The following is a 24849-nucleotide window of genomic DNA, read 5'->3' on the forward strand; positions in this document are numbered from 1 at the left end:
TTAAAATAGTAAAGTTTCTTGATTTAAAATTAGCGAGATAATAATGGATATATTAAAGTTAAAAAATATTTTCGATGTAATGGATGATTATGACGTGTTTTTATTTGATCTTTGGGGTGTAATAATCAAGGGGGGGCATACCTACCCGAATGTTGCACAAAATATTAATAAAATTATTGCATGGAAAAAAGTATATTTTGTTACTAATGCCCCACGAAATATTTTTTCACTACATCAAACAATTAAATCTTGGGGAATAAACGTGTTACCTGAAATGATCATTAGCTCAGGTGAAATAGCAGTGCAAATGATCCTAGAAAGTAAAGAACGATTCGGTATTGAAAAGCCGATCATATATCACTTAGGACATTTAGAAAATGATATAATAAACGGAATTCAATGTCCTATCACCGATGATATTAACAAAGCTAATATTTTCTTAATGACTATTTACAGAGACGAAAATGAAAATTTAGACTTAAACGAATTCGATGAATTATTTAAAATTGTTGTACAACGTAAAATGGTCAATATTTGTGCCAATCCTGACCTTGGAATAAATCAGCACGGTGTTTATAGATATTGTAGCGGCTATTATGCCAAAAAAATAAAGCAGCTTGGCGGAAAAGTAATTTATAGCGGTAAGCCGCATGCAGAAATATATAGCAAGATTTTTAAAGAATGTCATAATACCCCTAAGAATCGTATGTTAATGATTGGGGACACTTTTTACACCGATATACTTGCAGCGAATCGCCTCGGTATAGACTCTGCTCTAGTGTTAACCGGAAATTCTAGAGAATATCATATTGATTTTGATAATATTGATGAAAAACTGAATAGTTTAACGAAAGCTGCTGTTAAGCAATCGATTATGCCTAGTTTTGTGGTAAGTTTATCGTAACTAATTGTCATCCTGTGGTCAAACCAGCGTTGTTGCATGGATCAACTCCACCCTTATCATCCCGCGACTTGATCGCGGGATCCAGCTTAAAATACTAATAATTTTAGTATTGTTGATTGTTTTTCTGGATGCCCGTGGTCAAGCCACGGCCATGACATCAGAAAGAACTAGATTCCTGCTTAATGACATAAGAAAGCGGGAATGACATCAAAAGAACTCTATTGATATTATCCTCATAATCTGCTATAGAGTAAAACTTAAGCGGTCGTGGCGAAATTGGTAGACGCGCAGCATTGAGGGTGCTGTTCTGTAAAAAGATTGGAAGTTCAAGTCTTCTCGACCGCACCATTCGCCGGTTTTTCACAAGGTCAAATTAGCGACCTCTTGCTGTAGGCTACTCTTTTCTTTGTTCTGAGATCATTGCTCTAAAATTTTTCTGTTTTAGCACTTCAGATTTTATATTTACTCCTAGCTTTTTTTTATTACCAAATGTCTGGGCTAATTGCATACTCCTGATAAATGAAAAAGAGTTGAAATAAAAACTATTGCTTATTTGGACTCTGTGATTTATATTGATTAGCAAATTGTACACCACCTTGCGTCAAACCTAGCTAAATCAGTTTTAAATAATTAATAATAAACTATTAGGTAAATAGGTTATGCCTAATTTCAATATATTTAAAAGCATCTTACCTGATCATCACGATCAATTTGCTGAAATTTTTGATCAAATTAATGATCTGATTGAAGATCACAATTATGATGCTGCTGCAAACAGGCTGGCCAAGCTTCATTATGCCGATTTAGCGGATTTCTTAGATAATCTTAACAATAAAACATATAAAATAATTATTCCTTTATTACAGGATGAAATTAAGCCTGAAACGTTAGTATCATTAAATGCTTATAGTAAGCCTCTAATAATAGAAACTTTAGGTATAAAAAAATCTGCAGAATTAATCAATAAGCTAGTTATAGAAGATGCTATTGAAGTAGTAATTGATCTAGACGATGATATAAAAGACCTTATCCTAAGTAATCTCACTAAAGAAAAAAAACACCAAATTACCGTAGGTTGTACATATCCCGAAAATACGGTAGGTAGAGTAATTGAGCGAGATTTTATTAATCTTCAAGAAGGATGGACGGTCGAGGAATCATTAAATTTTATCAAGAACGTAAAGAATGACTTTTATGCTGCAATCGTCACTGATAATAAATTACGCCCTATTGGTATTATTTCTCTTAGCACACTAATTAAAGGCAAAAAAAATGAATTAATAAAAGATTTGATGAGCAAAGATTTTAAGCTTGCAGATGCTTTTACCGACTTAAATGAACTAAGCTTCATTTTTAGACAATATGCTTTAACTATTGTACCGGTAGTAAATAAAAGCGGTAAGTTAGTAGGTAGCGTATCAATCGATAATATAATTTATATTATCGAAGAACAAGCCGGAAAAGATATATTATCATTAAGCGGGGTACATACTCAAGATACTTTCTTCAATGTATTTTATACCGTTAAACATCGTTTTCCTTGGCTCTTTGTTAATCTAATCACTGCCTGCATGACCTCACTTATCATTAACCATTTTAACGATACTATTGCAAAACTTGTAACGCTTGCAGCCACTATGCCTATTATAGCTTCAATGGGCGGAAATGCCGGAACACAAGCCATGACTGTTACGGTTAGAGCCCTTGCTAATAAAGATATTCATTATAATAATGTCAATAAAGTTATATTAAAAGAAATAGCCGTATCGGCTTTTAATGGTTTTGTACTCGCAATTATCGGAGCAGGACTTAGCTTTGTGATGTTGCTTGACTTAAATCTTAGCGTTATTTTTGCTATTGCAGTTATTTTAAATTTTTTAGTAGCCGGATTATTCGGCTCTGCTATTCCTATAATACTGCATTATTTTGATATAGACCCTGCTGCAGGCTCCGGCGTATTTCTAACAACCATAACCGATGCTTTAGGTTTCCTAACTTTCTTAAGCCTTGCTCATATTTTTTTAGTGTAAAATTTGGTGTTTATTCAAATAAAAATACATACACATTGCAGCAAACAGTAGCTATAGCTCCAAGACATTTACATATACCACAACTTGTATCCTGATTTTCAAAGTCAGTAATACTATTAATATTATTCTCATAAGATATATTATTATCTCTTTGCATATTCTGATTATTATTATTAATATTCGACTCTTTGAACAATAAATTTGCAATAGTAAGTATTAACTCACCCTGTGATGCAGTGAGATTAGTATTATTTAAGGAGCTAGCTTGTGCATACTCTTGTACTTCTAAACTATTACGGTTTGACATAGTTACATTTTGACTTTAGGATTAATATTTAAAATTATATAACAATAATCTTTAATCTACAGCTATTTATTACTGCAATTTTTGGCATTTCCTCGAAACGGTTGATATCGTCATGAGCTAAGCGACTGCAAGGAGCGTGGCAATCCAGTAAAATAATAAAAAAATTCTGATTTACAGAATTTTTAACTGGATTGCTTCGTCAATTTACTATTGTAAATTTCCTCGCAATGACGTAAACTTTTCACATTATCAACTTTTTCTAGGCAATGCCCAATTTTTTAATTAATAGCCCACAAATTAATAATAAGATAAGAAATAACTTTTATGGAAGATTTAAGCTCTTGGAAAGAAAAGTTTGAAATTTGTGTTTATAGTAAAAAACTACTTGATAAACTCGAATATTTAAATACTAAAGTAGAAAATCCTATAGATATACTCGAAATCAAAAAAGGTATCTACTATGCCCGTAAATATCATGGTTCTCAAATGCGTCAATCCGGCGATCCTTATTATTCGCACCCGATTGAGGTAGCAATTATGCTTGCTGAATTTGTAGCTGAAGAAGCACCTAAGCTTCATAACGTTATTATGCTGCAAGCCGCTTTACTTCATGATACTATTGAAGACACTGAATTAACTGAAGAAGCAATTACCGAAATTTTTGGACCGGAAGTAGCAAAGCACATAGAAGATCTAACTAGAATTAAATCTTACGGAAAGATAAGTAGTGGAGAAAGCCTAAACTTATTAATTAAAGAGAAAAGATACAATATGGCATTAATAAAATTATTTGACCGAATTCATAATGTGCAAACTTTGGGAGTTAAATCACCTGAGAAAGCTAGAAAAATTATTGAAGAGACTTTAATAAATTTTCTTTTAGTCGCTGCTAATATAAATTATAAACTAGAACAAGAATTTGCTGAGTTATGCCTAAAAGTTTTTAATATCGAACTTGAAAGACAAAAAGCTTTTTCTAATAATAACTCAAAATTTTGATGAATTACTTGAGCAGCACTGTAATCAAATGAGTTTTTTAGCATATTACCGCAATAAATATAAACAATATAAAACCATAACGGTGCTCCACAATGTATAAAAAAGAAAGCTATTGCTGTTGTTTTATTAATTTTTTCACTCCAAATAGGGCTTGATTTTAGCCGATTACTATCTATCCCCGCTTGTGCTACAGTTTTCTTTATTCATCTTTTTGCATCAATGAAATCCGGAGTCTCCCTAAGATTTGTCCTTGCAACAGCACCAACTATAGCAATAGCTGCTCCAAACCAAAATGCAATACGCCAATCAAATCCAAAAGAAGTAACAAGTGTTCCTACTGCCAATGCTACAGTTGCACCTAAAGTTATAAAAACAACAAGCGAAGCCACCACCCAATAACGTTGAGGAATTTTTATCATTTCGGTTAGATAAAGCTCGGCACCTACTACCTCTCCTATAGAGGACATCCCCTGAGCGATCCGACACGCAGTTACTACAAAAGTTGCCGTAATACCAATTTCGGCATAAGTTTTTAAATTAGCCATTATAAGACAACAAAGCGACATTAAAAAAGTTGTAATAATGACCGTTGCCTTATGACCTATAGTATCTCCTATCCAACCGAATATTAAAGCACCGATAGGTCTAAATACATAATGGGATGGACCTCCCGATATAAAGAATGAAGAGCGGGAGCTAAGAAAAGCAATTGCTAAACTTCTAGAGTTAATATTAAATAAAATATTAAAACAACAATCGAGAGGTTAAAATGGATATTAACACAATAGGTATAGATATAGCAAAAAGAACTTTTCAAATTCATGGAGTAGATAGGAATGGGAAAACAGTATTAAAGAAAAAAGTAAGTAGGGATCAAGTATTAAGTTTCATGGTAAAATTACCTAAATGTTTAATAGGGATAGAAGCATGTGGAGGAGCAAATTATTGGGCTAGGGAATTAATAAAGTTAGGCCATGAGGTAAGACTGATTGCACCGCAATTTGTAAAACCATATGTTAAGACTAATAAGAATGATCAGGCAGATGCAGAAGCTATATGTGAAGCTGTTACAAGACCTAATATGAGGTTTGTACCTATTAAGAGTATAGAACAACAGGATATATTATCAATTCATCGAGTTAGAGAGAGGTTGGTAAGGAATCGTACAGCATTAGCCAATGAGATACGGGGATTGTTACTGGAATTTGGTTTTATTATACCGCAAGGTATTAATAAGGTAATAGTGAAATTAACAGAAATTTTAGATGAAGGTAAGTTAAGTGAGTTAAGTTACCAAACATTTAACAAATTAAAGGAAGAATTTGTAGAGAATGATAAGAAAGTAAAAGAATTAGAGAAGCGATTAAAAGTAATAGCTATGGATTCAAGACAATGTCAACAATTAATTACAATACCTGGTATTGGATTAATTACGGCCACAGCTTTAGTAGCATCGATAGGTAATGCAGCAAATTTTGAGAATGGTAGACAATTATCGGCATGGTTAGGACTAGTGCCGAGGCAGCATTCTAGTGGAGGTAAAGAAAGGTTACTTGGGATTAGTAAGCGAGGAGATATATATTTACGCACTCTATTAATCCAAGGAGGCAGAGCAGTACTTAATGCAAAGCTAAGATTTATATCTGAAGAACAAAAATCCAAGAAGGATTATAGTAAGTTTACAGGTTGGATATTTAATTTAATTGAACGAAGAGGACACAATAAAACGGTAGTTGCTGTAGCTAACAAGTTAGCTAGGGTAGTATTTGCTGTACTAAGCTCAAGCAATAATTATTTAGAAAGTAAAGTTTGTAGCTAAACAAAAACTTAATGAGCTAAATAAGATTATAGCAAAATAAAATATATTTAGATATTAACGAGATTCCAATCTGGAATATGCGAAAAAAAATGATAATGATGGTAAATAAGACAAACCTTAGCTTACAAAAAAACTGATGCTTTCAATGGCTCTATTGAAGTCGGAGGACTGATGGAATAATATGCAATGGCAGAATATAGAGAAGCAGCTCATGCATCAGCTTCAGGAAAAAGTAACTCATTAAGAAGTACCGCCATGTGTACATAGAGCATGAGATCAAAATATTCAAGAAACGTACCTATCGATAGTAGCCCTATTGCTTCTTTTTGATTACGAGCTAAACTTTTTTGCTCTTTTGCGTAACTTAACACACTTTTTTACAGTTTAGTTAAAATTAATAAAAACTATACTGTTTTATATAAAAATAAAAGTCAATTTAAAAAAATTAGATTTTATAGCATTGCTAACTAAAGACAGATGTCGTCATGAGCTAAGCGATTGAAAGGAGGGTGGCAATCCATAAAAATAATAAAAAAAATCCTAGTTTACAGAGTTTTTAACTAGATTGCTTAGTCAATTACTTTGTAATTTCCTTGCAATGACGTTAATTTATTAACCAATCTATCTTTATTTAGCAATGCCAATAAATTTCTAATTTAATACTTGCAATTTATCTTATAATTGCTTATATTCAGATTCGCTTAGATTAAAAAACACTAAGGCGTTTTATATGTAATGAATTTTGATCCCCTTAAACTTTTTACATTAAAACGCCGTTATTTTATTTAAGCGGGTGTAGCTCAGGGGTAGAGTGCTACCTTGCCAAGGTCGAAGTCGAGGGTTCGAATCCCTTCACCCGCTCCAGTTCCCTTTCATGCTAAAAAATGTCATTCCCGCGGAAGCAGGACTTTGTTGTGTAGATCAGTTTTTTGTCATTGCGAGGAAATTACGAAGTAATTGACTAAGCAATCTAATTAAAAACTCTGTAAATCAGAATTTTTTTATTATTTTACTAGATTGCCATGCTCCTTTCAGTCGCTCGCAATGACGACGTCTATCTTTGATACTAGCGCGAACTTATACATTATTTATTTTACCCTTGCATAAAAACATTTAGCTAGCTATTTTTATTTTATTAGACTTCATGCATAACCTATCTTATAAAGAGGAATTTGAAGGAAACACGGCACGCAGAACCGCAGCGTACAAAAAAGTACGTAGGATATGCGAGTACTGGATTGACGTATAAATTACCTTTAGAAGGAGGTTATGCACGAAGTCTATTGCAATAATTAGGAAATTACATATGTCAGCAAGTACGCAAGATAATCAGGCAAATAATAACGATACTATAGAAATACAGGAAACTGAGGTAGTGCCTGTAGAAACAAATTCTCTACAATCAGGGTTAACAAGCTTAATACCAATGGTTTTAATTTTTGTCGTATTTTACTTCTTATTATTACGTCCACAAGAAAAACGCCGCAAAGAAAGAGAGAAATTAGTAAGTGAAGTTAAAAAAGGCGAAGAAGTTCTAACAAATAGTGGCATTTACGGTATTATAACTAAAGTAAGCGATAGCGATAATAATATTGAAGTCGAAATAGCCAAAGATGTACGTATTAAAGTTTTAAAAAGTGCTATTATTGATATAACTAGTCGTACAAAAGCAAGTAGCAGTAAAAAAGAAAATAACAAAAAAGATAAGAAGGTAAGCGGTGCAAAATCTTCCTAAGTGGAAAATTTTTCTTTCAATTATATGTACGGTTTTTGCGGTTATTTGTGCCTTACCTAATTTCATGCAGGTAAACTCTAAGTTTCTGCCTCATGATTCAGTAAATCTAGGGCTTGACCTTAGAGGAGGAGCTCATTTATTACTCGATGTTGATTTTGATACCTACTTAAATGATTCAATGGAAAATCTTGCCGACACTTTACGCAAAAATTTTCGTGAGGATAAAATTGGCTATAAAAATCTGTTAGTTAGACAAAATAGCATTCAATTAGAAGTAAGATCACCTGAGGAATTAAAGCCGTTAAAGAAAATAATTAATAAAATCGATCAGGAAATTATCACTGAAGTAAATGAAAATAAAATAAAACTAAGCTACAGTGAGTCTAGATTGAATGACTTACTTAACAAGATAGTAGACCAATCTATTGAGATCGTTCGCATGAGAGTTGATAGTACCGGCACTAAAGAGCCGACCCTACAGAAACAAGGCGATAAGCATATATTACTGCAAGTTCCCGGCGAAGAAAATCCTTCTTACTTGAAGAATATATTAGGGAAAACTGCAAAGCTAACTTTTCATTTAGTTGATGAAAATGCCAATATCGAAGAAGCGGTAAAAGGACATGTTCCGGTAGGTTCAATGCTAGTTAAGGGAGATAGCGAAAGTCATGGGGAGTATTATGTCGTTATAAAGAAAAAAGTTGTTTTAGGTGGGGATCAGCTTACAACCGCTTCAGCTTCTTTTGACCAAAATTCGCAAGCAGTAGTTGCTTTTTCTTTCAATAATTTAGGTAGTAAAATATTCGGTGAAATAACTAAAAATAATACCGGTAAACGTCTTGCTATAGTTTTAGACAATAAATTACTAAGTGCTCCAATGATAAATGGAGCAATTATGGGCGGAAGCGGTATAATAACAGGAAATTTTACCGTTGAGTCGGCAAATGAGCTTGCACTGTTATTGCGAGCCGGTTCTCTCCCTGCTCCACTTAAAATTATTGAAGAGAGAAGTATAGGTCCAAATTTAGGAGCTGATTCTATAGAATCGGGAAAAAAAGCAGGACTTATAGGGTTTATAGCAGTGTGTATATTTATGGTTTGGTCTTATGGTGTACTTGGTTTATTTGCCAATATAGCCTTAAGCCTTGCATTGTTATATATTCTAGCTTTACTTTCACTTTTCCAAGCTACTTTAACTCTGCCGGGAATTGCAGGAATAATACTAACTATGGGTATGGCTGTTGATGCTAATGTATTGATTTACGAAAGAATTAAGGAGGAACTACATAAGGGAGTTTCTAATCTTTATGCTATTAGAACCGGTTTTGAATCTGCGTTTGCTACTATCCTTGATTCTAACTTAACTACTTTAATCATTGCTTTTTTACTTTATATATTTGGAGTAGGTGTAATAAAAGGTTTTGCCGTTGCATTAACGATCGGGATCATATCCTCAATGTTTTCGGCGATTATCATTACTAAATTGTTAATAGATATTTGGGTAAAATATTTTAAACCTAAAAAGCTAGGTCTGGTGTAAGAACAACCAAGATGTCGTAATTTTGAACTTCTTGAAAGAAAAGAACTATACTCCTGTGAAATGAAGAGTTGATATACGAAGTTCAACTTGGAAAAGAGCAAGGAGTCTGTAAGCCAAGGACCGCAGCGTATAATAATACGTGAGGACTGGGGACTTACAAAGACGACGTAGCCAATTTTTCAAGTTCAACGAGTATATATTATGAAAATGCAGTCAAATATTATAAAAATAATTATCGTAATTAGCTTATTAATAGGAGTAGGAGCATTATATTTGTTGTTATCTTTAAGAACGCCTGAAAAACCGCTTGCTGGTCAAGTTAATATCTATGAAGACAACGTAAAAATCGGCGGTGATTTTGAGCTAATAGATCAAAATGGAGAGATATTTAATAGTGATGAGTTGAAAGGCAACTTAAGCCTCATTTACTTTGGATTTACTAGTTGTCCTGATATATGCCCAACCTCTCTAAATAAAATGACGGAGATTGTAGAAATTTTAAATAAACATAAAATAGATATTCTACCTGTTTTTATCACTATTGACCCAAAACGTGATACTCCTATAGTACTTAAAGAATATCTAAAACATTTTCATCCGAAATTTATAGGTCTTACCGGTAACGAGCAGCAGATAAAAGATGTAACTAATAAATTCAAGGTTTTCTATGCTCGTGTAAATGGTGATGATGACGACCCAAACTATATGCTTGATCATTCATCTTTTACCTATTTAATCGATGCACACGGAAAATATCTGAAACATTTCTATTTAGATTCTTCACCTAAGGAAATTATGGAGTTTTTGAAAGGCAATTAATGAGTAATTATATATTAGCTGCATATTTATTTACTTTTCTAGTTTTAACGATATTATTAATCGTAAGTTTTTTAAATTACAAGTCATTGAAAAATAAACAGAACTTTAATGCAAAAGAGAGTAAGAAATAGATTAATAACAATAATTATTTATTTCTGCTCAGCTGCTCTCGGAATTAGTATAATACTTTATAATTTAGAGAAAAATATAGTATTTTTTTTGCCGCCGTCAAAAATTAATGAAATAGAACAAAGCAAGGAGTTAAGAGTCGGTGGGCTTGTTAAAACAGACTCAATAAATAAAATTGCCGCTGATAAGATAAGTTTTGTTATTACCGATAATATTAAGGATTTAGAGATATTATACCAAGGTGTACTTCCTGCTCTATTTCGTGAAGGACAAGGAATTATTGCCATCGGGCAATTATCGGACGGAAAATTTATAGCAAGACAATTGCTTGCAAAGCATGATGAGAATTATAGACCTCTGAAATAACAACGTCATTGCGAGGAGCGAAGCGACGCGGCAATCTAGTAAAATAGCCTGAGATTGCTTCGTCGAATTACGTTGTAATTCTTCTCGCAATGACGAAAAATAACTAAATCAACAAACCAAATAAATGAAAACATGTTTATAGATAAAATCAAAGCAAAAGCAAATAATGATGAAATAAACGTAATTATCGAAATTCCGATGAATAGCGGTCCAATCAAATACGAATTTGATAAAGAATCAGGAGCGGTTTTTGTTGATCGCTTTATGCAAACTACCATGAGCTATCCGTGTAATTACGGCTTTATTCCTCATACTCTTTCAAATGACGGTGATCCGGTAGACGTACTAGTCATATCCCATCACGCCGTAGTACCAGGTTCTGTTATTAAATGCCGAGCAGTCGGCATATTAATGATGGAAGACGAATCGGGACTCGACGAGAAAATAATCGCAGTACCAACCTCAAAGCTTGATATTACTTTCGATCATATTAAAGAGCTAGATGATTTATGTGACATGCTCAAGAAACGTATCGTTCATTTCTTTGAACATTATAAAGATTTGGAAAAAGGTAAATGGGTTAAAGTTACCGGATGGGAAAATAAAGCAAAAGCAGATAGCTTGATTAATGAAGGAATAGACAGGGCAGGAGCATAGGTGTAGGGAAACTCTGTCATCCCGTGATTTATTCACGGGATCCAGTAAAACATATAAAAATTTATTTTTATATGTTTATTCTATCAAACTATGTACTGTCGGTAACAACGTTGAGGTTATTTTTTCTGGATACCGTGGATAAGCCACGGTATGACAATGTAAAAATTTCCCAATCCACGTAACATCCCTACATGGAAATAACATTTATATAAAAAATAAACAGTGACCGACTTCTTGCAAACGTCAGCTAATAAAGAGGAATTTAAAGAAAACACGGAGCGCAACACCGCAGCGTACACTTTAGTACGTGAGAATAAGGGGTTAGGATTGACACATAAATTACCTTTAGAAGCAAGTTATGCAGGAAGTCGATTATTTCGTTCAGGGGTCGTAGTAGCTTTTTTTACACTAATTTCTCGCATATTCGGGCTTGTGCGTGAACAATTTATCGCATCATTATTCGGCTCTACGCCTATGGGCGATAGCATTAATGTTGCCTTTAAACTACCGAATCTATTTAGAAGAATCTTTGCAGAAGGGGCATTATCAAGCGTATTCATCCCTATTTACAATGAAAAAATACTTATTTCTAAGAAAGCCGCTAATAATTTTTCAGGTGAGGTTTTTACTCTTCTACTTCTGATATTAATAGTAATAATAGCATTAATGCAAATCTTCATGCCACAATTAATGCTGTTTATTGCTCCTGGATTTCACGGTAAAAAAGAACAGTTTGAGCTTACGGTATTTTTATGCCGAATTACTATACCATATTTGATATTTATATCCTTGACCGCCTTACTTGGCGGAATATTAAACTCCGTAAAGAAATTTGCAGCTTTTGCTTTTTCGCCGGTTATTTTAAGCGTATGCGTAATAATTTGCACTTTAATGTTAGATGATTACATGGAATCTATCATTTCAATCAGTCTATCTTTAATAATTGCCGGAATATTACAAGTTTCTTTTATGTTTATCTCCGTGAAAAGAGCGAATTTAAGTTTTCCGATAATTTTTAACCCAAGCGATCCCGATGTAAAAAAGCTTTTGATTAATATGGGACCCGCGACTATTAGCTCCGGCGTACAGCAATTAAACCTTTTCATATCCCAATCTATTGCTAGTTTTATTGAAGGTGCTATTTCTATATTATCTTATGCCGATCGGATTTACCAGTTTCCTTTGTCGATAATAGGTACTAGCTTCTCTACTATATTACTCCCTGAATTATCCAAAATTTATAAATCAAACGATATAGTAGCTGCAACAAAAGTACAAAATAATGCTATTAGAATGGGGTTATTATTATCATTACCTGCTACATTCGGTATTATAATTCTGTCTCATCCTATTATTAACATAATATATGAAAGAGGAGTTTTCACAAGCCAAGATACTACAAATACAGCCGAGGCTATTTCTGCATTTGCACTCGGACTTCCTGCTTTTATTTTGGCAAAAATTTTAACTCCTATTTTTTATGCTAACGGAGATACTAAAACACCGCTTAAAATAACCTTATTTTCGATAATAATTAATACCGGTATGAATTTACTACTAATGGATTCTTTGAAACATATCGGTATTGCTGTTGGTACATCTATTGCAGCATGGTATAATTTAGGTTTATTATATAGCTATACTACGAAACAAAATAAGCTTTACATAGAAGCTGGAATAAAGCTTTTCTGTGGTAAAATTTTGTTAAGCTGTACATTAATGTCTATTACAATTGCTTTAATAAAACATTATTATTTAGAATATTTTTATTCGGAATATTTACTAATTAAAGCTTGTACATTAGCTTATACAATTATAATCGGAGCTATAATATTTTTTAGCTCAGCATATTTACTAAAAACGGTTAATTATGGTAATAACAAGAAATAAGCACCAATCAAACTATCAGGATTTGTTAAAGACTTTAGCTATTATAGCCATGATCATTGATCATATTGGTTTATATCTATATCCTGAACTAACAATTATGCGGATCATAGGTCGAACCGCTATGCCGGTTTTCTGCTTTTTTGCCGGTTATAATTTCCATGATAAACCAAAAACTAGAATAATAATATGCGGTGTTTTACTACAAATATATACTACCGTATTGTTTAAACAGTTTATTACTACAAATATTATAATATCAATCTATTTAGGTCAATGGTATATTTATTATTTTCGCAATGCTGCAACTAGCTTTTTCTATAGCGGTTATTGTCATGTAATTATAATGGTAATATTGTGGTATATTAGCTGGGCTTTGATTGATTATGGGACTCTTGTAATTGCTATAATGATACTTGGATTTATTTCAAAACATGAGCAGGCAAATCTAAAACTTTGCTGTTTTATAGCAATTTTTGCTTCTTTCGTGCATTCGACTCTTTTTACTCTTGCAATTCCTTTCAGTGATTTTAATTTTTCAAATACTGAATTAATTTTAAATGTTACTTTCTTAACAATTACCTATATATTAATGATCATAAGCGATTACTCACAAAAAATAGCTATAAATCTAAAATGGATAAGTCGAAATGTTTTATATATTTACTGCATACAAATGATGATCTTACAATTCATATTCATCTATAAATACACATATGGTTTTAAAAGTTGGTAAGTAAACATTAATAATTAGTGACAGTGGTCCTAGATTAATATGATTTAGATAATATTGATATTACTTATATGGATTTGATAGATCATCTAATTTCAGATAATGAACAATATAAAGAGCAATTTAGAAAAAACAAACTATTTGAAATTAAGTTAGATAGTACCCTACGAAAAAATAAATTTCTTAAATATTTTCGGATTTGGTCAGACGAATTTCAAAAAATGGTATTAGCAAGAGTAGTGTTTTCTGAAATAAAAGAATTTAAACAACTTGCATGGGAGCATCTTACCGATGAATTTGGACATAATATAGAATTATCCCAAAATCTAGAAAATGGTGAAGAAACTACAGATTCTATTTTTGAGGCCTTAGGTGTCTTGGTTTACGCTAAAAATGATGACTCTTAGAGATAGTGAAAGAGCCGTCCTTGTCCATTTAGTAATAGAGTCTTGTGCTACTATATTTTATGAAAAATTAGGATCATATTTTTTAATCATAAAGCAGCAAAACATTTCAAAACACATATGCATCTTGATCCTGAACATGAACAAATGGGAATAGATTTATTAAAACAAATAAATATTAATGATTCTTCTTTACTCACTATTCAAAAAAAAGCTGGGATATGATTGAGGCTCTATTTACTAGACTTGCTGAAATCACACAGGATTAACTTTATCCTCGTAAAACCCGTTTTACAACATTCGGTTCTTTCTCATTTATTATTCTTTCCCTACTCTTCTCATCATCATTTTAATGCATTTTTATTATAAATAGCGAAAATATAAATTAATTAATTGACATTTAAATCCATTATATGTATACTACTAAAGCTTATTTATATGGTTAAGAATATTTAATATTTGAGCTATATGAATTATTAAATAATATTAAAGGGTTAACTTATGTCAGCACACCATATCATCCAAGGATATAAAAATTTTAAAAAAATCTTACAAACATCAAACTTTAAGCAACCTAAAATCTTCAATAAATTTAACTCTGATAAAAAATTAAAAGCTATGGAAGAATTTTCTAGCCTTATAGGGGTTAGTATAAATGAAGGTTTTCAAAATGCATTAAAACAATCTCAAGAAAAGACTGCACAACGCTTACTTTCATCCAAAAAATTCGATCATAATTATACAGATTCTAAAGGAAGTTCAGTTCTAAAGAATATAGTAGAATCACAAAACACTTCACTATTGAAAAATTACTTTAGTAAAGTAGAAGCAACCGGAGTCAAATTAGAAAATAGTAGCATTAGTGAAGCTTTTGATATTGCTCTAAAAGATAAAGCAGTTTTTAATACTTTTTTAAAAGGATTAGCAAAGCTTAATGATCATGATCAATTACAAACTCAATCCTTAGACACTGTCTTTTGTCATACAGCAGAAGAACTTCCTACCGCTCCACCACAATACTCTGAGGTTAATGATAGCTCACAATATCAAATAATTGGAGATGCTCAATACGTAAGTTAAGAGTAGAAAGATAATATACTAATAGTTTTTAGTATTTTTAACTAGACCCCATGGGCAAGCCATGGGGTGACGGTGAAAAACCAATGAACACCCACCGGAGATAACATATTTAAACTAAACTAACTCGCTTACTTGCGTTTTGGCGAAGAGCTTTATCTGAAAGTCAACAAAATCCGAATTACCTTTTAAGCCTGTCTCTGCAAATTTATGAGCTTTAAGTAATAGATCATAATCTTTAGCCAAGTCAGCAAAGAAAAACTCCATTTCACCGCTTTGTTTTACTCCTAAAATCTCACCGCTACCTCTCAGTTTTAAATCCTGCTCAGCGATATAAAACCCGTCATTAGTTTGTTTCATTATCTCAAACCTACCTCGTGCCACTTTACCAAGCCTTTTAGGGTTGTATAGCAATATGCAATATGACTGCAAAGAGCCTCGCCCTACTCTACCTCTAAGCTGATGAAGTTGAGCGAGACCAAACTGCTCAGCATTTTCAATAATTATCAAGGTAGCTTCAGGTATATCTATTCCGACTTCAATAACGGTTGTTGCAACTAATATCTTAATTTTGCCTTCCTTAAATTGCTTCATTATTTGGTCTTTCTGCTCATTCTTCATCTTACCGTGAATAATACCGGTATAACCTTGATAGATATTTTCGATAGAGTTAAAACGATTCATCACATCCATTAATGAACTACCCTCTTCCTCCTCTGTTACCATCCCGCGGCTCGACTGCGGGATCCAGTCAAAATTACTAGCATTACAAGTTGTTTTTTGGACACCGCGGTCAAGCCACGGTATGACAACAGAGATTTTTCCTTGCTCTATTAATGGGCATATCCAATATACCCGCTCACCTACTACAAGCTTTTTGTTTATTGCTTCTATAATATGCTCTATCTTGTTAACGGACATGGTATTTGTAGCGATAGGTAAACGATTTTTCGGCTTACCCATTAGCTTTGAGATACTCATATCACCAAACATAGTAAGTGCAAGACTTCGAGGAATCGGTGTTGCAGTCATAACTAATACATCAGGATTTGCTCCTTTATTTATTAAATTCAAACGCTGCTGCACTCCAAATCTATGCTGCTCATCGATCACTATATAGCCTAGCTTCTTAAAACTTACTTTTTCTTGAAATAACGCATGAGTACCGACTAATATATCAATCTCACCGTTTTCAAGTTGTATCATAATATTTTTACGAGCTGCCCCCAGTATCTTACCTGTAAGTAATGAGGCTCTTATATTAGTATTTTTTAAAGCTTTAACAAAAAAACCATAATGCTGATTGGCAAGCAAATCGGTTGGAGCCATAAGCGTTGCTTGAAATCCACTAGCTACCACATTTACCATCGTCAGCAGAGCTACCAAAGTTTTACCTGAGCCAACATCGCCTTGCAGTAATCTCATCATTTCTACTTTATCGCTTTGATCAAGCTCTATTTCTTCTATAACTTGCTTTTGATAAGAAGTTAACTCAAACCCTAGCTCATTTAATATATTTGTTTGAATACCCACCGCTTTAGGGTAAATATTACCTTGTCTTCTACTTATCTGTGTACGTACATTTAAAAGAGATATTTGATTAGCGATAAGTTCCTTGGCTGCTAGTTGCTTTTTGGCCGCCCCAGTGTCATCCCGCGGCTTTATTGTATTACTAGATTTTTCCGTTGTCATCCCGCGATCAAGTCGCGGGATCCAGTTATTGTTATGGATACCGTGGTCAAGCCACGGGATGACAGCCTCGCTTACATGCAACACCTTCAAACTCTGCAATATAACATTCAAATAATCCTTTACCTCTTTATCTTCCACTCCCTTACACTTCTCTTCAAATATATCTATTGCTTTTATGATATATGAATATAACTGCTTGTTACTAAGTAAGTATGTCAGGGAATAAATCGGCTCTATTTCTTTTGCAAGTTTAGGATTCGTAATAAATTCAGGATGCGAAATTTGTAAATAATGATCAAAGAATTGTACCTTTCCGCTGATAATATGAGAAGTACCAACTTTCAGCTTATTAAAAATAAACGGTGGGGGCTTATGAAAAAACACTAATAACAAAGAACCGGTATCATTACTAGCCGTAATCTTTAAAGGCTGATTACTTTTCTTTGGTAAATTAATGCTCTCAATTACAATTTCCGTTTGGATTATTTCACCGTCTCTAACTTCGGTTAAATTAGGCGATAATGTTTTATTTTGATACGAAACGGGTAGATAAAATAATAAATCCCGAATATTATTAATACCAAGCCTTTTAAGAGCAGATACGGTATCTTCACGTATATTAATGAACGTTTTTACAGAAGAGAATAAAAATTTTTCTAGAATAGTTAGCATATTATCGTCATATACCATTACTTTAATATCATGATTACATATATACTTTAAAATAAGTAGAGAGTTAATAAAAAAATAAGTGTCCTTATGTCATGCCTACGAAGGCATTGCCTGCGTGGATTGGATTTTTCGTCATTGCGAGGAAAAACTGTAAGTTTTGATGAAGCAATCTCGGGCCAAAATCTTGAGATTGCCACGCTCCTTTTAGTCGCTCGCAATGACGTTTTTTGCAATGCTTATAAATCTAATTTTAACCCTGTTCTAACTATAGCTGAAGATTTTAAAGGCATACCTTCTATAAATCCGGCTGTTTTGTAACCGCCTAAGCCGACTATCTTAAAGGTTTCATTTAAGCTAAGCTCAAAAAATTAACTGCCCCAAGTCCACCTTGTTTACAGCTCTCTTTTAAAGGAGTAGCGGTTAACATTTTAGGCTGATTCCAAAATGCCGCTTCTAAACCTAAACCGACAAAATCGAATTCGATTAATTTATTTGCTTTAACTCCAACACCATAAGACTTAAATTTCTGATTTTTGCCGTAATTAATATTAACTTGAATATATTTTGTTATCAACAACAAAATGGTTAACTAAACCACGCTCTAAACCGTATGGAGCAAGTATCGCTCTAGTCGCAGGTAAATATTTTATTTCTCCCAACTCAAACATTGGAATATTATTAAGATTAGTATTCATTATAAATGGATATCCTGAATAGAATAAAAACGGATTAAATAAATCTAAATAAGCATATGAACGAATTTTATTTTTAGTAATATAATTTTTACCGTATATGGAGTTAATCGCTGTTACATATGCATTTATATCATTACCGCTTTTATCTTTATCATTAAATTTAGTACTAAAGATATATCCTGCTTGATCTAGTCTTGTCCATAAATAACCTATACCGTAAGTAGGATTAATTTTGTTACTTACCATATATCTATCTTTAATATTTTCAGATAACAAATGACTTGCTTGAATCCCCCCTGTATCTATAGCAATTTGCTTATAAACTTGCAAAGAATTAAAATCTTTAGCTTTAAAATATGTTGTACCCTCAAAAGGATCTACCTCATATTTTATTACTTTTAAGTCAAATTCTCTTGCTCTTGCTCCATTGGGACCTCCTATTTCATGATTACCTACCATAATCCAAGATGTAGCAGTAAATCTTGTAATATAACTTAAGATCTTCATAAGCTATATTATCTGAATCGGCAAATATAGCATCATCTAATTGACGGTAACCTTCAATCAATGACATAGCAGCATCGCTACTCGCTCTTGAGGACATATCTTTATCATAAGTAACTACATAGCTATAATTTTTTTTAGAATTTTCTTGAATTGTTATATCGTCATCAATATTTGATGCAGTTGCTAATACTGATGATGAATATAAAAGACAAGTAGCAATAGTTAAATTTAATTTATTTCATTTCATAGTATTATTAATTTTTATTAATCATAAGTAGCTATAATATATACTATTTTAAATTTGTAAAATATTTTTTTAATATACCAAACGTAGGTATGTCCTTGACTTCTTTTGAAAATCCTCCTAATTTCTAAGAGTGTATCTGTAAATAAATTTAAGTGGTAATTAAATTCTTTTTTGCTGCAAATTATAAGATTTTTTTAAAATATGAATAATATCCTATCAAAAATCTTATTAATTTTCGCTATAAAAGCTCTTTAATTACCACTTAAATTTATTTACAGATACACTCTTAGATAATAGATATTAAATAATTTAAAATTTATGAATAAAATCTATCCTTCGGCTGAGGCTGTTCTTGCAGGACTTCTTTATGACGGCATGACTATAATGTCCGGTGGCTTTGGTTTATGCGGTATTCCTGAAAATTTAATAAATGCACTTCTTAAAAGCAATGTTCAGAATTTAACAATTATTAGCAATAATTGCGGTGTTGACAATTTCGGACTTGGACTACTTCTTCAAACTAAACAAATAAAAAAAATGATTTTTTCGTATGTCGGAGAAAATAGGATTTTTGAACAACAATATCTTGATAAAGTACTTGAGCTTGAATTAAACCCGCAATGAACTTTAGCTGAACGAATTAGAGCTGCTTGGCATGGGCATCCCTGCTTTTTATACTAAAACCGGTATTAGGTACAATCGTAGAGGAAGGTAAAGAAACAAAGGAGTTTAACGGCGAGAAATATATAATGGAAACTGCACTTCAAGCTGACCTTGCTATTATTAAAGGCTTTAAAGCCGATAAAAGCGGCAATATAATTTACAATAAAACAGCAAGAAACTTTAATGCAGTCATGGCAGGAGCAGCTAAAGTTACGGTTTGTGAAGTAGAGGAAATAGTTGAGGTAGGAGATCTAGAACCTGATAATATTCACACACCTAATATTTTTATACAGCGATTAATGGTAGGTGAAAAATATGAGAAACATATTGAGCAATTAACTGTCAGGGAAAAATAAGATATGGCTTGGAGTAAAGAAGAAATTTATCAAATAACCGCAGAGGAACTTAAAGACGGGTTATATGTCAATCTTGGTATAGGTAGTATGCCTACGCATGTAGCAAATTATATACCTAAAGGAGTGAATATAATATTTTAAAGCGAGAACGGTATGCTTGGTATGGGACCGTTTCCTTACGCAGGAGAGGAAGATCCTGATTTAATTAACGCCGGTAAGCAAACTATCACTGCTATTCCTGAAAGTAGCTATTTCAACAGTAGCTTTTCATTCGGCATGATCAGAGGTTTGCATATTGATTTAACTATTTTAGGGGCGATGCAAGTCTCACAAAAAGGCGATCTTGCCAACTGAACTATCCCAGGCAAAATGGTTAAAGGTATGGGAGGAGCTATGGATTTGGTCGCTAACCCCAAAAGAGTAGTTATTATAATGGAACATAACGCAAAAGACGGCGGTGCTAAATTATTAAAAGAATGCAGCTTTCCGTTAACAGGCAAAAAAGTAGTTAACAGAATAAATTACCGATCTTGGAATTTTTGATATTGATAAAGATGAAATGATATTAGTTAGAAAAGCTGACTATGTTACTATTGAGGAAATAAAGTCTAAAACTGAAGCCGAGTTTATAGTTAATTTATAATATGGAGAATAAAATGGTTAAAGTAGCTATCATATATTATAGTGGATATGGTCATACTGTAAAAGTAGCTGAAGAACTAAATAAGAGCATAAAAGAAGCAGGAGCAAATGTTTCTATTATACAAACAAATAAAGATAAACCTGATAATATCGATTGGGATTTATTAGACAATGCAGATGCTATCATTTTTGGAGTCCCCAAACCTATATGGGTAGTTTAGCAGGACCGTTTAAAACATTTATGGAGGCTATCTCAACTAGATGGGTGCAACAAAAAAATGGAAAGATAAAATAGCTGCAGCTTTTACTAATTCTGCTTCTTATTCAGGTGATAAGCTATGCAGTATTCAGCAGCTATTTCACTTCGCTATGCAGCATTGCATGATTTGGGTTGGATAAGCTGAAGCTGCCCCGAATTTTGCTGATCACGAGATGCCTGCTCCCGATAAAATTAACCGCTTAGGTAGCTGGTCAGGACTTATGACTCAATCTAACCACAAATCCTCCCCTGATATTACTCCTACCAAAGGCGATCTTCTAACAGCTAATTTATTCGGTAAAAGAATAGTTGAAGTAATTAAGAAGTTTAGAGGGTAAGTACGTATGGTGTTTTATGTCATGCAACAAAGCCCACTCAAAGAAATAACATCTTAATTAACCTATACCAAATGACGATTTTCGTGAATTTTTACCACTTAAACCTTTTTGAACATGGGTACTCTTTATAGCATCTCGTTCTCCTTTAGTTTTTAGAACCTTTGGTTTAGTACTAACATCACTCCAATTACCGCTATCGCTTTCACTGCCACTACTGCTGCTGCTACTATCACTCATCTCCATAGCGACTCTTCGTGCTAAAATTGATGCAATTTCATTAGGTTTGCTAACATTCTGAGCAGGCTTACTATGAGAATATGCAACCGGTTTCCCTGTATTAGGATCAAATTCAACTTTTTTTAGTTTGTGTTCACCTCTTATGGACTGCAGCAATAAATCTCTAGAATCTTGTGCCTTAACATCCGTTTTTTCAACTTTTCTTAGGTTTTTTGGTCCTACTATTTCTTTCATTAAATCAGAAGTATCTATAGAAGGACGTGGTTGATTTTCCAGTTTTTTAACCGTAGTAGCTTCTACAGGCTTAGATAATGTCTCAGTCTGAGCCGGAGCCATAGGCGGTGGTGGCGGAATGTTATTTTCCGGTAAAGGCGGTGGTGGCGGAATGTTATTTTCCGGCAAAGGTGGTGGTGGCGGAATGTTATTTTCCGGCAAAGGTGGTGGTGGCGGAATGTTATTTTCCGGTAAAGGTGGTGGTGGCGGAATGTTATTTTCCGGCAAAGGTGGTGGTGGCGGAATGTTATTTTCCGGCAAAGGTGGTGGTGGCGGAATGTTATTTTCCGGCAAAGGTGGTGGTGGCGGAATGTTATTTTCCGGCAAAGGTGGTGGTGGCGGAATGTTATTTTCCGGTAAAGGTGGTGGTGGCGGAATGTTATTTTCCGGCAAAGGTGGTGGTGGCGGAATGTTATTTTCCGGCAAAGGTGGTGGTGGCGGAATGTTATTTTCCGGTAAAGGTGGTGGTGGCGGAATGTTATTTTCTAAAGGTTTAGCTAGGGACGAATTTGCTAATATTGGTTCTTTTTTTGACGTCATGTGATTTGTAAGGTTACTTACTATCTTTTGCAACTCTTCATTGTCAGGTAACTTTGCAATTATATCATTAATATTTCTTTCTTTATTTTCAATTAATTCTTCAAATTTATGCTTCGTTTCATATAATTGTTTGTCAATCTTTCTAATTGTTCTAGTATTACTTTCTTTGTTTTTTGCTAAAACCTGCTCACTATTATTTACAAAAACATTTTTAACATTTTGCCAAATATTATTTAATTTTTCAAAAAATGTATAAGGTATTTCTTCCCTAATTTCAGCAACCTGTTTTTGTATTTTTTTAAGTTCTTTGATATTAGAATTTTCGGATATTAAATTTTGGATGTTTTGTTTTGTAGCATTTAAAGAATTATATTGTTTCTCTAGTTCTTCCGCATTAATGAATTGTAAGGGATTTGTCATATGTAGAGCTGAGAATCTTTCAGGTTTACTCTTATAACTAAAAAATACTTCTGATAATCTTTCTCTTTGATCTTTAGATAAATTTTTCTTTGTTAAATCCTCAAAATTTTTTTTGATTTCTTCTTGTAATTCTTGCTTTAAAGGTGCAGATTTTTCCGCTATATTATATATCTTATTATCAATATCTTTTAATACTTTATTATTATACTTTATTGCTTCATTTGTTAACTGTTCTTCACTTTTTATAAAAATATACTTTACATTAGAAACTGTTTTTACAAATCTTTTAAACCAATGCAGCGATCTGTTATGTTCTTTTTCTAGTTCTTTAGTTTCATTTTGTATTTCGATTAAACCTTGCAGCTTCTTATTTTGTTCGCATAATTTGTTTACTTGGCCTAATATAGTATTTAAAGCATTATTTTCTTGTGCTAATAATTTATTTATATCTATTTCTTTAGCCATGTCATACACCTACTATAAATTAATATCGGTATTATAGTACATTTCTTGTACAAAAGCAAAGAGAAAGTTAATTTATGTTAATATTTTTGATAAATAAAAAGTAGATAGACGAAGTTTAATTTGAAAAAGAGCAAGGAGTCTATAAGTCAAGGAACGCAGCATATATAATACGTGAGTATCCTTGAGCTTATAAGACGACGTAGCCAATTTTTCAAATTAAACGAGTATAGTTAACGTAATTTTAAGGATGATAAACCTATAAGAGCAAATATGACTGAAATAATCCAAAATCTTATTACAACTTTTGATTCTGCCCAGCCGTGTTTTTCAAAATGATGATGGAGCGGTGCCATTTTAAATATTCTTTTTCCTTTAGTAGCTTTAAAATAATACACCTGTAAAATTACGGATACCGTTTCAATAACAAATAAGCCGCCGACTATGCTTAAGACTATTTCATGCTTAGTAATGACGCTAATAATACCAAGTACACCGCCAAGACTTAAACTACCGGTATCGCCCATAAAAACTTCTGCCGGTTGTGCATTAAACCACAAAAATCCAAGGCAGCTACCAACTAATCCCGCACATAACACCGTTAACTCTCCGGTATTCGGTATATAGGTTAGCTGTAAGTAGTTCGAGTAAATTAGATTTCCTACTAAATAACTTATTAAAGCAAAAGAACCGGCAGTAAAAGCAATAGGAACGGTAGCAAGCCCATCAAGCCCATCCGTTAGATTCACAGCATTAGAAGAGCCGACTATAACAAATATAGCAAAAACTATATAAAAATAACCAAGATCTAAACTTAAATTTTTAAAAAACGGTACGTTAAGTAAATGGCTTGGATTTTTATCGGTATATTCTAGTACAACACATATGATTAAGCTAATAATTCCTTGCAGCAAAAGCTTACTTTTCCCTCTTACCCCATAATGGTTATTTTTAGTTACCTTAGCATAATCATCCATAAATCCTATAATACCGAAGCTAATAAAACCAAATAACGTAATCCAAATATATTTATTGGTTAAATCGGCAAGTAATAAAGTAGAGAGACAACTAGACAAAATAATCATAATGCCCCCCATAGTCGGAGTACCTGCTTTTATTTGATGCGATTCAGGTCCGTCCAAGCGTATAGGTTGGCCATTTTTTTGAAGAGATCGCAGAAATTTTATTAATATAGGACCTGTGATAAAGCTCAGGCTTAGAGTTATAATAATAGCAAGACCGCTACGAAAAGTAATATAGTGGAATAAATTAGCTATATGTGAATTATGGATGTGAGGAAGTAAAAGATTGTATAACATTTGTAGATTTAAATTAAAAAGTATATTTTGATGTTATTTATTGTTGCACGGATACCAAATCATTATTGCGAGCGACTAAAAGGAGCATGGCAATCCAGAAAAAATTAAAAACATGCTAATC

General features: G+C 32.9%; 23 protein-coding genes, 2 tRNA genes and 5 pseudogenes. 21 read left to right on the forward strand and 9 right to left on the reverse strand.

Annotated elements, in window-relative coordinates:
* The first annotated feature begins 43 nt into the window (after nucleotides 1–43).
* From AB1146_RS07985 to mgtE, 3 genes are all read left to right on the forward strand, one after another.
* The gene (locus tag AB1146_RS07985; protein ID WP_010422029.1) at nucleotides 44–904 is read left to right on the forward strand and encodes a TIGR01459 family HAD-type hydrolase; all 861 of its coding nucleotides are present in this window, start codon (nucleotides 44–46) and stop codon (nucleotides 902–904) included.
* Between the two features lie 261 nt (nucleotides 905–1165).
* Nucleotides 1166–1252 (forward strand) — tRNA-Leu (locus tag AB1146_RS07990).
* A gap of 311 nt (nucleotides 1253–1563) precedes the next feature.
* Nucleotides 1564–2934, forward strand: coding sequence for a magnesium transporter (gene mgtE, locus AB1146_RS07995; protein ID WP_010422027.1), 1371 nt, complete (start codon nucleotides 1564–1566; stop codon nucleotides 2932–2934).
* A gap of 10 nt (nucleotides 2935–2944) precedes the next feature.
* Here the strand turns inward: mgtE and AB1146_RS08000 are convergent, their stop codons facing one another.
* Nucleotides 2945–3241 carry a hypothetical protein gene (locus tag AB1146_RS08000; RefSeq protein ID WP_010422026.1) on the reverse strand — a complete coding sequence of 99 codons (297 nt, stop codon included), beginning with the start codon at nucleotides 3239–3241 and terminating at the stop codon, nucleotides 2945–2947.
* Nucleotides 3242–3565: 324 nt separating this feature from the next.
* Here AB1146_RS08000 and AB1146_RS08005 point away from each other — a divergent pair, with 324 nt between their 5' ends.
* Nucleotides 3566–4240: an HD domain-containing protein gene (locus tag AB1146_RS08005; RefSeq protein WP_010422025.1), complete on the forward strand. Its 675-nt coding sequence runs from the start codon at nucleotides 3566–3568 to the stop codon at nucleotides 4238–4240.
* 203 nt (nucleotides 4241–4443) lie between these two features.
* Here AB1146_RS08005 and AB1146_RS08010 read toward each other — a convergent pair whose 3' ends face one another.
* Nucleotides 4444–4983 (reverse strand): MFS transporter, encoded by a 540-nt coding sequence (locus AB1146_RS08010; protein WP_355404511.1) that lies wholly within the window; start codon nucleotides 4981–4983, stop codon nucleotides 4444–4446.
* 26 nt (nucleotides 4984–5009) lie between these two features.
* Between AB1146_RS08010 and AB1146_RS08015 the strand changes: the two genes are divergently transcribed.
* Nucleotides 5010–6059: an IS110 family transposase gene (locus tag AB1146_RS08015; RefSeq protein ID WP_010423836.1), complete on the forward strand. Its 1050-nt coding sequence runs from the start codon at nucleotides 5010–5012 to the stop codon at nucleotides 6057–6059.
* A gap of 209 nt (nucleotides 6060–6268) precedes the next feature.
* On the opposite strand, the gene AB1146_RS08020 is transcribed toward AB1146_RS08015, so the two are convergent.
* Nucleotides 6269–6430, reverse strand: coding sequence for a hypothetical protein (locus tag AB1146_RS08020; RefSeq protein WP_010422020.1), 162 nt, complete (start codon nucleotides 6428–6430; stop codon nucleotides 6269–6271).
* A gap of 418 nt (nucleotides 6431–6848) precedes the next feature.
* Between AB1146_RS08020 and AB1146_RS08025 the strand changes: the two genes are divergently transcribed.
* From AB1146_RS08025 to AB1146_RS08080, 11 genes and pseudogenes are all read left to right on the forward strand, one after another.
* Nucleotides 6849–6923 (forward strand) — tRNA-Gly (locus tag AB1146_RS08025).
* 308 nt (nucleotides 6924–7231) lie between these two features.
* A pseudogene (locus tag AB1146_RS08030) lies at nucleotides 7232–7414 on the forward strand (hypothetical protein).
* Nucleotides 7366–7794 (forward strand): preprotein translocase subunit YajC, encoded by a 429-nt coding sequence (gene yajC, locus AB1146_RS08035; protein ID WP_010422019.1) that lies wholly within the window; start codon nucleotides 7366–7368, stop codon nucleotides 7792–7794. Before AB1146_RS08030 ends, yajC begins: the two are co-directional and overlap by 49 nt.
* Nucleotides 7778–9334, forward strand: coding sequence for a protein translocase subunit SecD (gene secD / locus AB1146_RS08040; RefSeq protein WP_010422015.1), 1557 nt, complete (start codon nucleotides 7778–7780; stop codon nucleotides 9332–9334). The genes yajC and secD overlap by 17 nt, the downstream gene beginning before the upstream one ends.
* Nucleotides 9335–9535: 201 nt before the next feature.
* Nucleotides 9536–10153 carry an SCO family protein gene (locus tag AB1146_RS08050; RefSeq protein WP_010422013.1) on the forward strand — a complete coding sequence of 206 codons (618 nt, stop codon included), beginning with the start codon at nucleotides 9536–9538 and terminating at the stop codon, nucleotides 10151–10153.
* A 108-nt stretch (nucleotides 10154–10261) separates the two neighbouring features.
* Complete coding sequence (gene ccmE, locus AB1146_RS08055) at nucleotides 10262–10648, forward strand: cytochrome c maturation protein CcmE (protein ID WP_010422009.1); 387 nt, start codon at nucleotides 10262–10264, stop codon at nucleotides 10646–10648.
* A gap of 132 nt (nucleotides 10649–10780) precedes the next feature.
* On the forward strand, nucleotides 10781–11305 hold the full coding sequence (gene ppa / locus AB1146_RS08060) for an inorganic diphosphatase (RefSeq protein ID WP_010422008.1): 525 nt from the start codon (nucleotides 10781–10783) through the stop codon (nucleotides 11303–11305).
* A gap of 327 nt (nucleotides 11306–11632) precedes the next feature.
* Nucleotides 11633–13195, forward strand: coding sequence for a murein biosynthesis integral membrane protein MurJ (gene murJ, locus AB1146_RS08065; protein ID WP_410524594.1), 1563 nt, complete (start codon nucleotides 11633–11635; stop codon nucleotides 13193–13195).
* Complete coding sequence (locus AB1146_RS08070; protein ID WP_010421997.1) at nucleotides 13176–13928, forward strand: TraX family protein; 753 nt, start codon at nucleotides 13176–13178, stop codon at nucleotides 13926–13928. The genes murJ and AB1146_RS08070 overlap by 20 nt, the downstream gene beginning before the upstream one ends.
* Before the next feature lie 68 nt (nucleotides 13929–13996).
* Nucleotides 13997–14598: pseudogene (locus AB1146_RS08075) on the forward strand (hypothetical protein).
* A 232-nt stretch (nucleotides 14599–14830) separates the two neighbouring features.
* On the forward strand, nucleotides 14831–15409 hold the full coding sequence (locus AB1146_RS08080; RefSeq protein ID WP_010421990.1) for a hypothetical protein: 579 nt from the start codon (nucleotides 14831–14833) through the stop codon (nucleotides 15407–15409).
* A 114-nt stretch (nucleotides 15410–15523) separates the two neighbouring features.
* On the opposite strand, the gene AB1146_RS08085 is transcribed toward AB1146_RS08080, so the two are convergent.
* The 4 genes and pseudogenes from AB1146_RS08085 to AB1146_RS08105 form a co-directional block, all read right to left on the reverse strand.
* Nucleotides 15524–16132, reverse strand: a complete 609-nt coding sequence (locus tag AB1146_RS08085; protein WP_355404514.1) for a helicase-related protein — start codon at nucleotides 16130–16132, stop codon at nucleotides 15524–15526.
* A gap of 93 nt (nucleotides 16133–16225) precedes the next feature.
* Nucleotides 16226–17770 (reverse strand): annotated as a pseudogene (locus AB1146_RS08095) (DEAD/DEAH box helicase); the annotation flags it as partial.
* A 349-nt stretch (nucleotides 17771–18119) separates the two neighbouring features.
* Nucleotides 18120–18344 carry a hypothetical protein gene (locus AB1146_RS08100; protein WP_232203679.1) on the reverse strand — a complete coding sequence of 75 codons (225 nt, stop codon included), beginning with the start codon at nucleotides 18342–18344 and terminating at the stop codon, nucleotides 18120–18122.
* The gene (locus AB1146_RS08105; RefSeq protein ID WP_232203678.1) at nucleotides 18319–18972 is read right to left on the reverse strand and encodes a hypothetical protein; all 654 of its coding nucleotides are present in this window, start codon (nucleotides 18970–18972) and stop codon (nucleotides 18319–18321) included. The genes AB1146_RS08100 and AB1146_RS08105 overlap by 26 nt, the downstream gene beginning before the upstream one ends.
* A gap of 565 nt (nucleotides 18973–19537) precedes the next feature.
* Here AB1146_RS08105 and AB1146_RS08110 point away from each other — a divergent pair.
* From AB1146_RS08110 to AB1146_RS08130, 5 genes and pseudogenes are all read left to right on the forward strand, one after another.
* A pseudogene (locus AB1146_RS08110) lies at nucleotides 19538–20238 on the forward strand (CoA transferase subunit A).
* Between the two features lie 3 nt (nucleotides 20239–20241).
* A pseudogene (locus tag AB1146_RS08115) lies at nucleotides 20242–20881 on the forward strand (3-oxoacid CoA-transferase subunit B).
* 13 nt (nucleotides 20882–20894) lie between these two features.
* A complete protein-coding gene (locus tag AB1146_RS08120; protein ID WP_156790175.1) occupies nucleotides 20895–21101 on the forward strand; it encodes a flavodoxin domain-containing protein in 207 nt (68 codons plus the stop codon).
* A 40-nt stretch (nucleotides 21102–21141) separates the two neighbouring features.
* Nucleotides 21142–21279 (forward strand): hypothetical protein, encoded by a 138-nt coding sequence (locus AB1146_RS08125; RefSeq protein ID WP_232203677.1) that lies wholly within the window; start codon nucleotides 21142–21144, stop codon nucleotides 21277–21279.
* A gap of 33 nt (nucleotides 21280–21312) precedes the next feature.
* Nucleotides 21313–21477 carry a hypothetical protein gene (locus AB1146_RS08130; RefSeq protein ID WP_172616136.1) on the forward strand — a complete coding sequence of 55 codons (165 nt, stop codon included), beginning with the start codon at nucleotides 21313–21315 and terminating at the stop codon, nucleotides 21475–21477.
* Nucleotides 21478–21534: 57 nt separating this feature from the next.
* Here the strand turns inward: AB1146_RS08130 and AB1146_RS08135 are convergent, their stop codons facing one another.
* Both AB1146_RS08135 and mraY read right to left on the reverse strand, forming a co-directional pair.
* A complete protein-coding gene (locus tag AB1146_RS08135) occupies nucleotides 21535–23412 on the reverse strand; it encodes an Arp2/3 complex-activating protein rickA (RefSeq protein ID WP_355403968.1) in 1878 nt (625 codons plus the stop codon).
* Between the two features lie 230 nt (nucleotides 23413–23642).
* Nucleotides 23643–24728: a phospho-N-acetylmuramoyl-pentapeptide-transferase gene (gene mraY, locus AB1146_RS08140; RefSeq protein ID WP_010421967.1), complete on the reverse strand. Its 1086-nt coding sequence runs from the start codon at nucleotides 24726–24728 to the stop codon at nucleotides 23643–23645.
* Nucleotides 24729–24849: the final 121 nt, after the last annotated feature.

The sequence above is a fragment of the Rickettsia helvetica genome (assembly GCF_963970025.1).
Classification (GTDB): Bacteria; Pseudomonadota; Alphaproteobacteria; order Rickettsiales; family Rickettsiaceae; genus Rickettsia; species Rickettsia helvetica.

What these genes read in the sequence shown, in the direction of transcription:
- AB1146_RS07985 (WP_010422029.1), top strand. Translation starts at nt 44, where the DNA reads ATGGATATATTAAAGTTAAAAAATATTTTCGATGTAATGGATGATTAT.
- mgtE (WP_010422027.1), top strand. Translation starts at nt 1,564, where the DNA reads ATGCCTAATTTCAATATATTTAAAAGCATCTTACCTGATCATCACGAT.
- AB1146_RS08000 (WP_010422026.1), bottom strand. Translation starts at nt 3,241, where the DNA reads ATGTCAAACCGTAATAGTTTAGAAGTACAAGAGTATGCACAAGCTAGC.
- AB1146_RS08005 (WP_010422025.1), top strand. Translation starts at nt 3,566, where the DNA reads ATGGAAGATTTAAGCTCTTGGAAAGAAAAGTTTGAAATTTGTGTTTAT.
- AB1146_RS08015 (WP_010423836.1), top strand. Translation starts at nt 5,010, where the DNA reads ATGGATATTAACACAATAGGTATAGATATAGCAAAAAGAACTTTTCAA.
- yajC (WP_010422019.1), top strand. Translation starts at nt 7,366, where the DNA reads ATGTCAGCAAGTACGCAAGATAATCAGGCAAATAATAACGATACTATA.
- AB1146_RS08050 (WP_010422013.1), top strand. Translation starts at nt 9,536, where the DNA reads ATGAAAATGCAGTCAAATATTATAAAAATAATTATCGTAATTAGCTTA.
- ccmE (WP_010422009.1), top strand. Translation starts at nt 10,262, where the DNA reads ATGCAAAAGAGAGTAAGAAATAGATTAATAACAATAATTATTTATTTC.
- ppa (WP_010422008.1), top strand. Translation starts at nt 10,781, where the DNA reads ATGTTTATAGATAAAATCAAAGCAAAAGCAAATAATGATGAAATAAAC.
- AB1146_RS08070 (WP_010421997.1), top strand. Translation starts at nt 13,176, where the DNA reads ATGGTAATAACAAGAAATAAGCACCAATCAAACTATCAGGATTTGTTA.
- AB1146_RS08080 (WP_010421990.1), top strand. Translation starts at nt 14,831, where the DNA reads ATGTCAGCACACCATATCATCCAAGGATATAAAAATTTTAAAAAAATC.
- AB1146_RS08085 (WP_355404514.1), bottom strand. Translation starts at nt 16,132, where the DNA reads ATGGTAACAGAGGAGGAAGAGGGTAGTTCATTAATGGATGTGATGAAT.
- AB1146_RS08105 (WP_232203678.1), bottom strand. Translation starts at nt 18,972, where the DNA reads ATGAAGATCTTAAGTTATATTACAAGATTTACTGCTACATCTTGGATT.
- AB1146_RS08120 (WP_156790175.1), top strand. Translation starts at nt 20,895, where the DNA reads ATGGTTAAAGTAGCTATCATATATTATAGTGGATATGGTCATACTGTA.
- AB1146_RS08125 (WP_232203677.1), top strand. Translation starts at nt 21,142, where the DNA reads ATGGGTGCAACAAAAAAATGGAAAGATAAAATAGCTGCAGCTTTTACT.
- AB1146_RS08130 (WP_172616136.1), top strand. Translation starts at nt 21,313, where the DNA reads ATGCCTGCTCCCGATAAAATTAACCGCTTAGGTAGCTGGTCAGGACTT.
- AB1146_RS08135 (WP_355403968.1), bottom strand. Translation starts at nt 23,412, where the DNA reads ATGGCTAAAGAAATAGATATAAATAAATTATTAGCACAAGAAAATAAT.
- mraY (WP_010421967.1), bottom strand. Translation starts at nt 24,728, where the DNA reads ATGTTATACAATCTTTTACTTCCTCACATCCATAATTCACATATAGCT.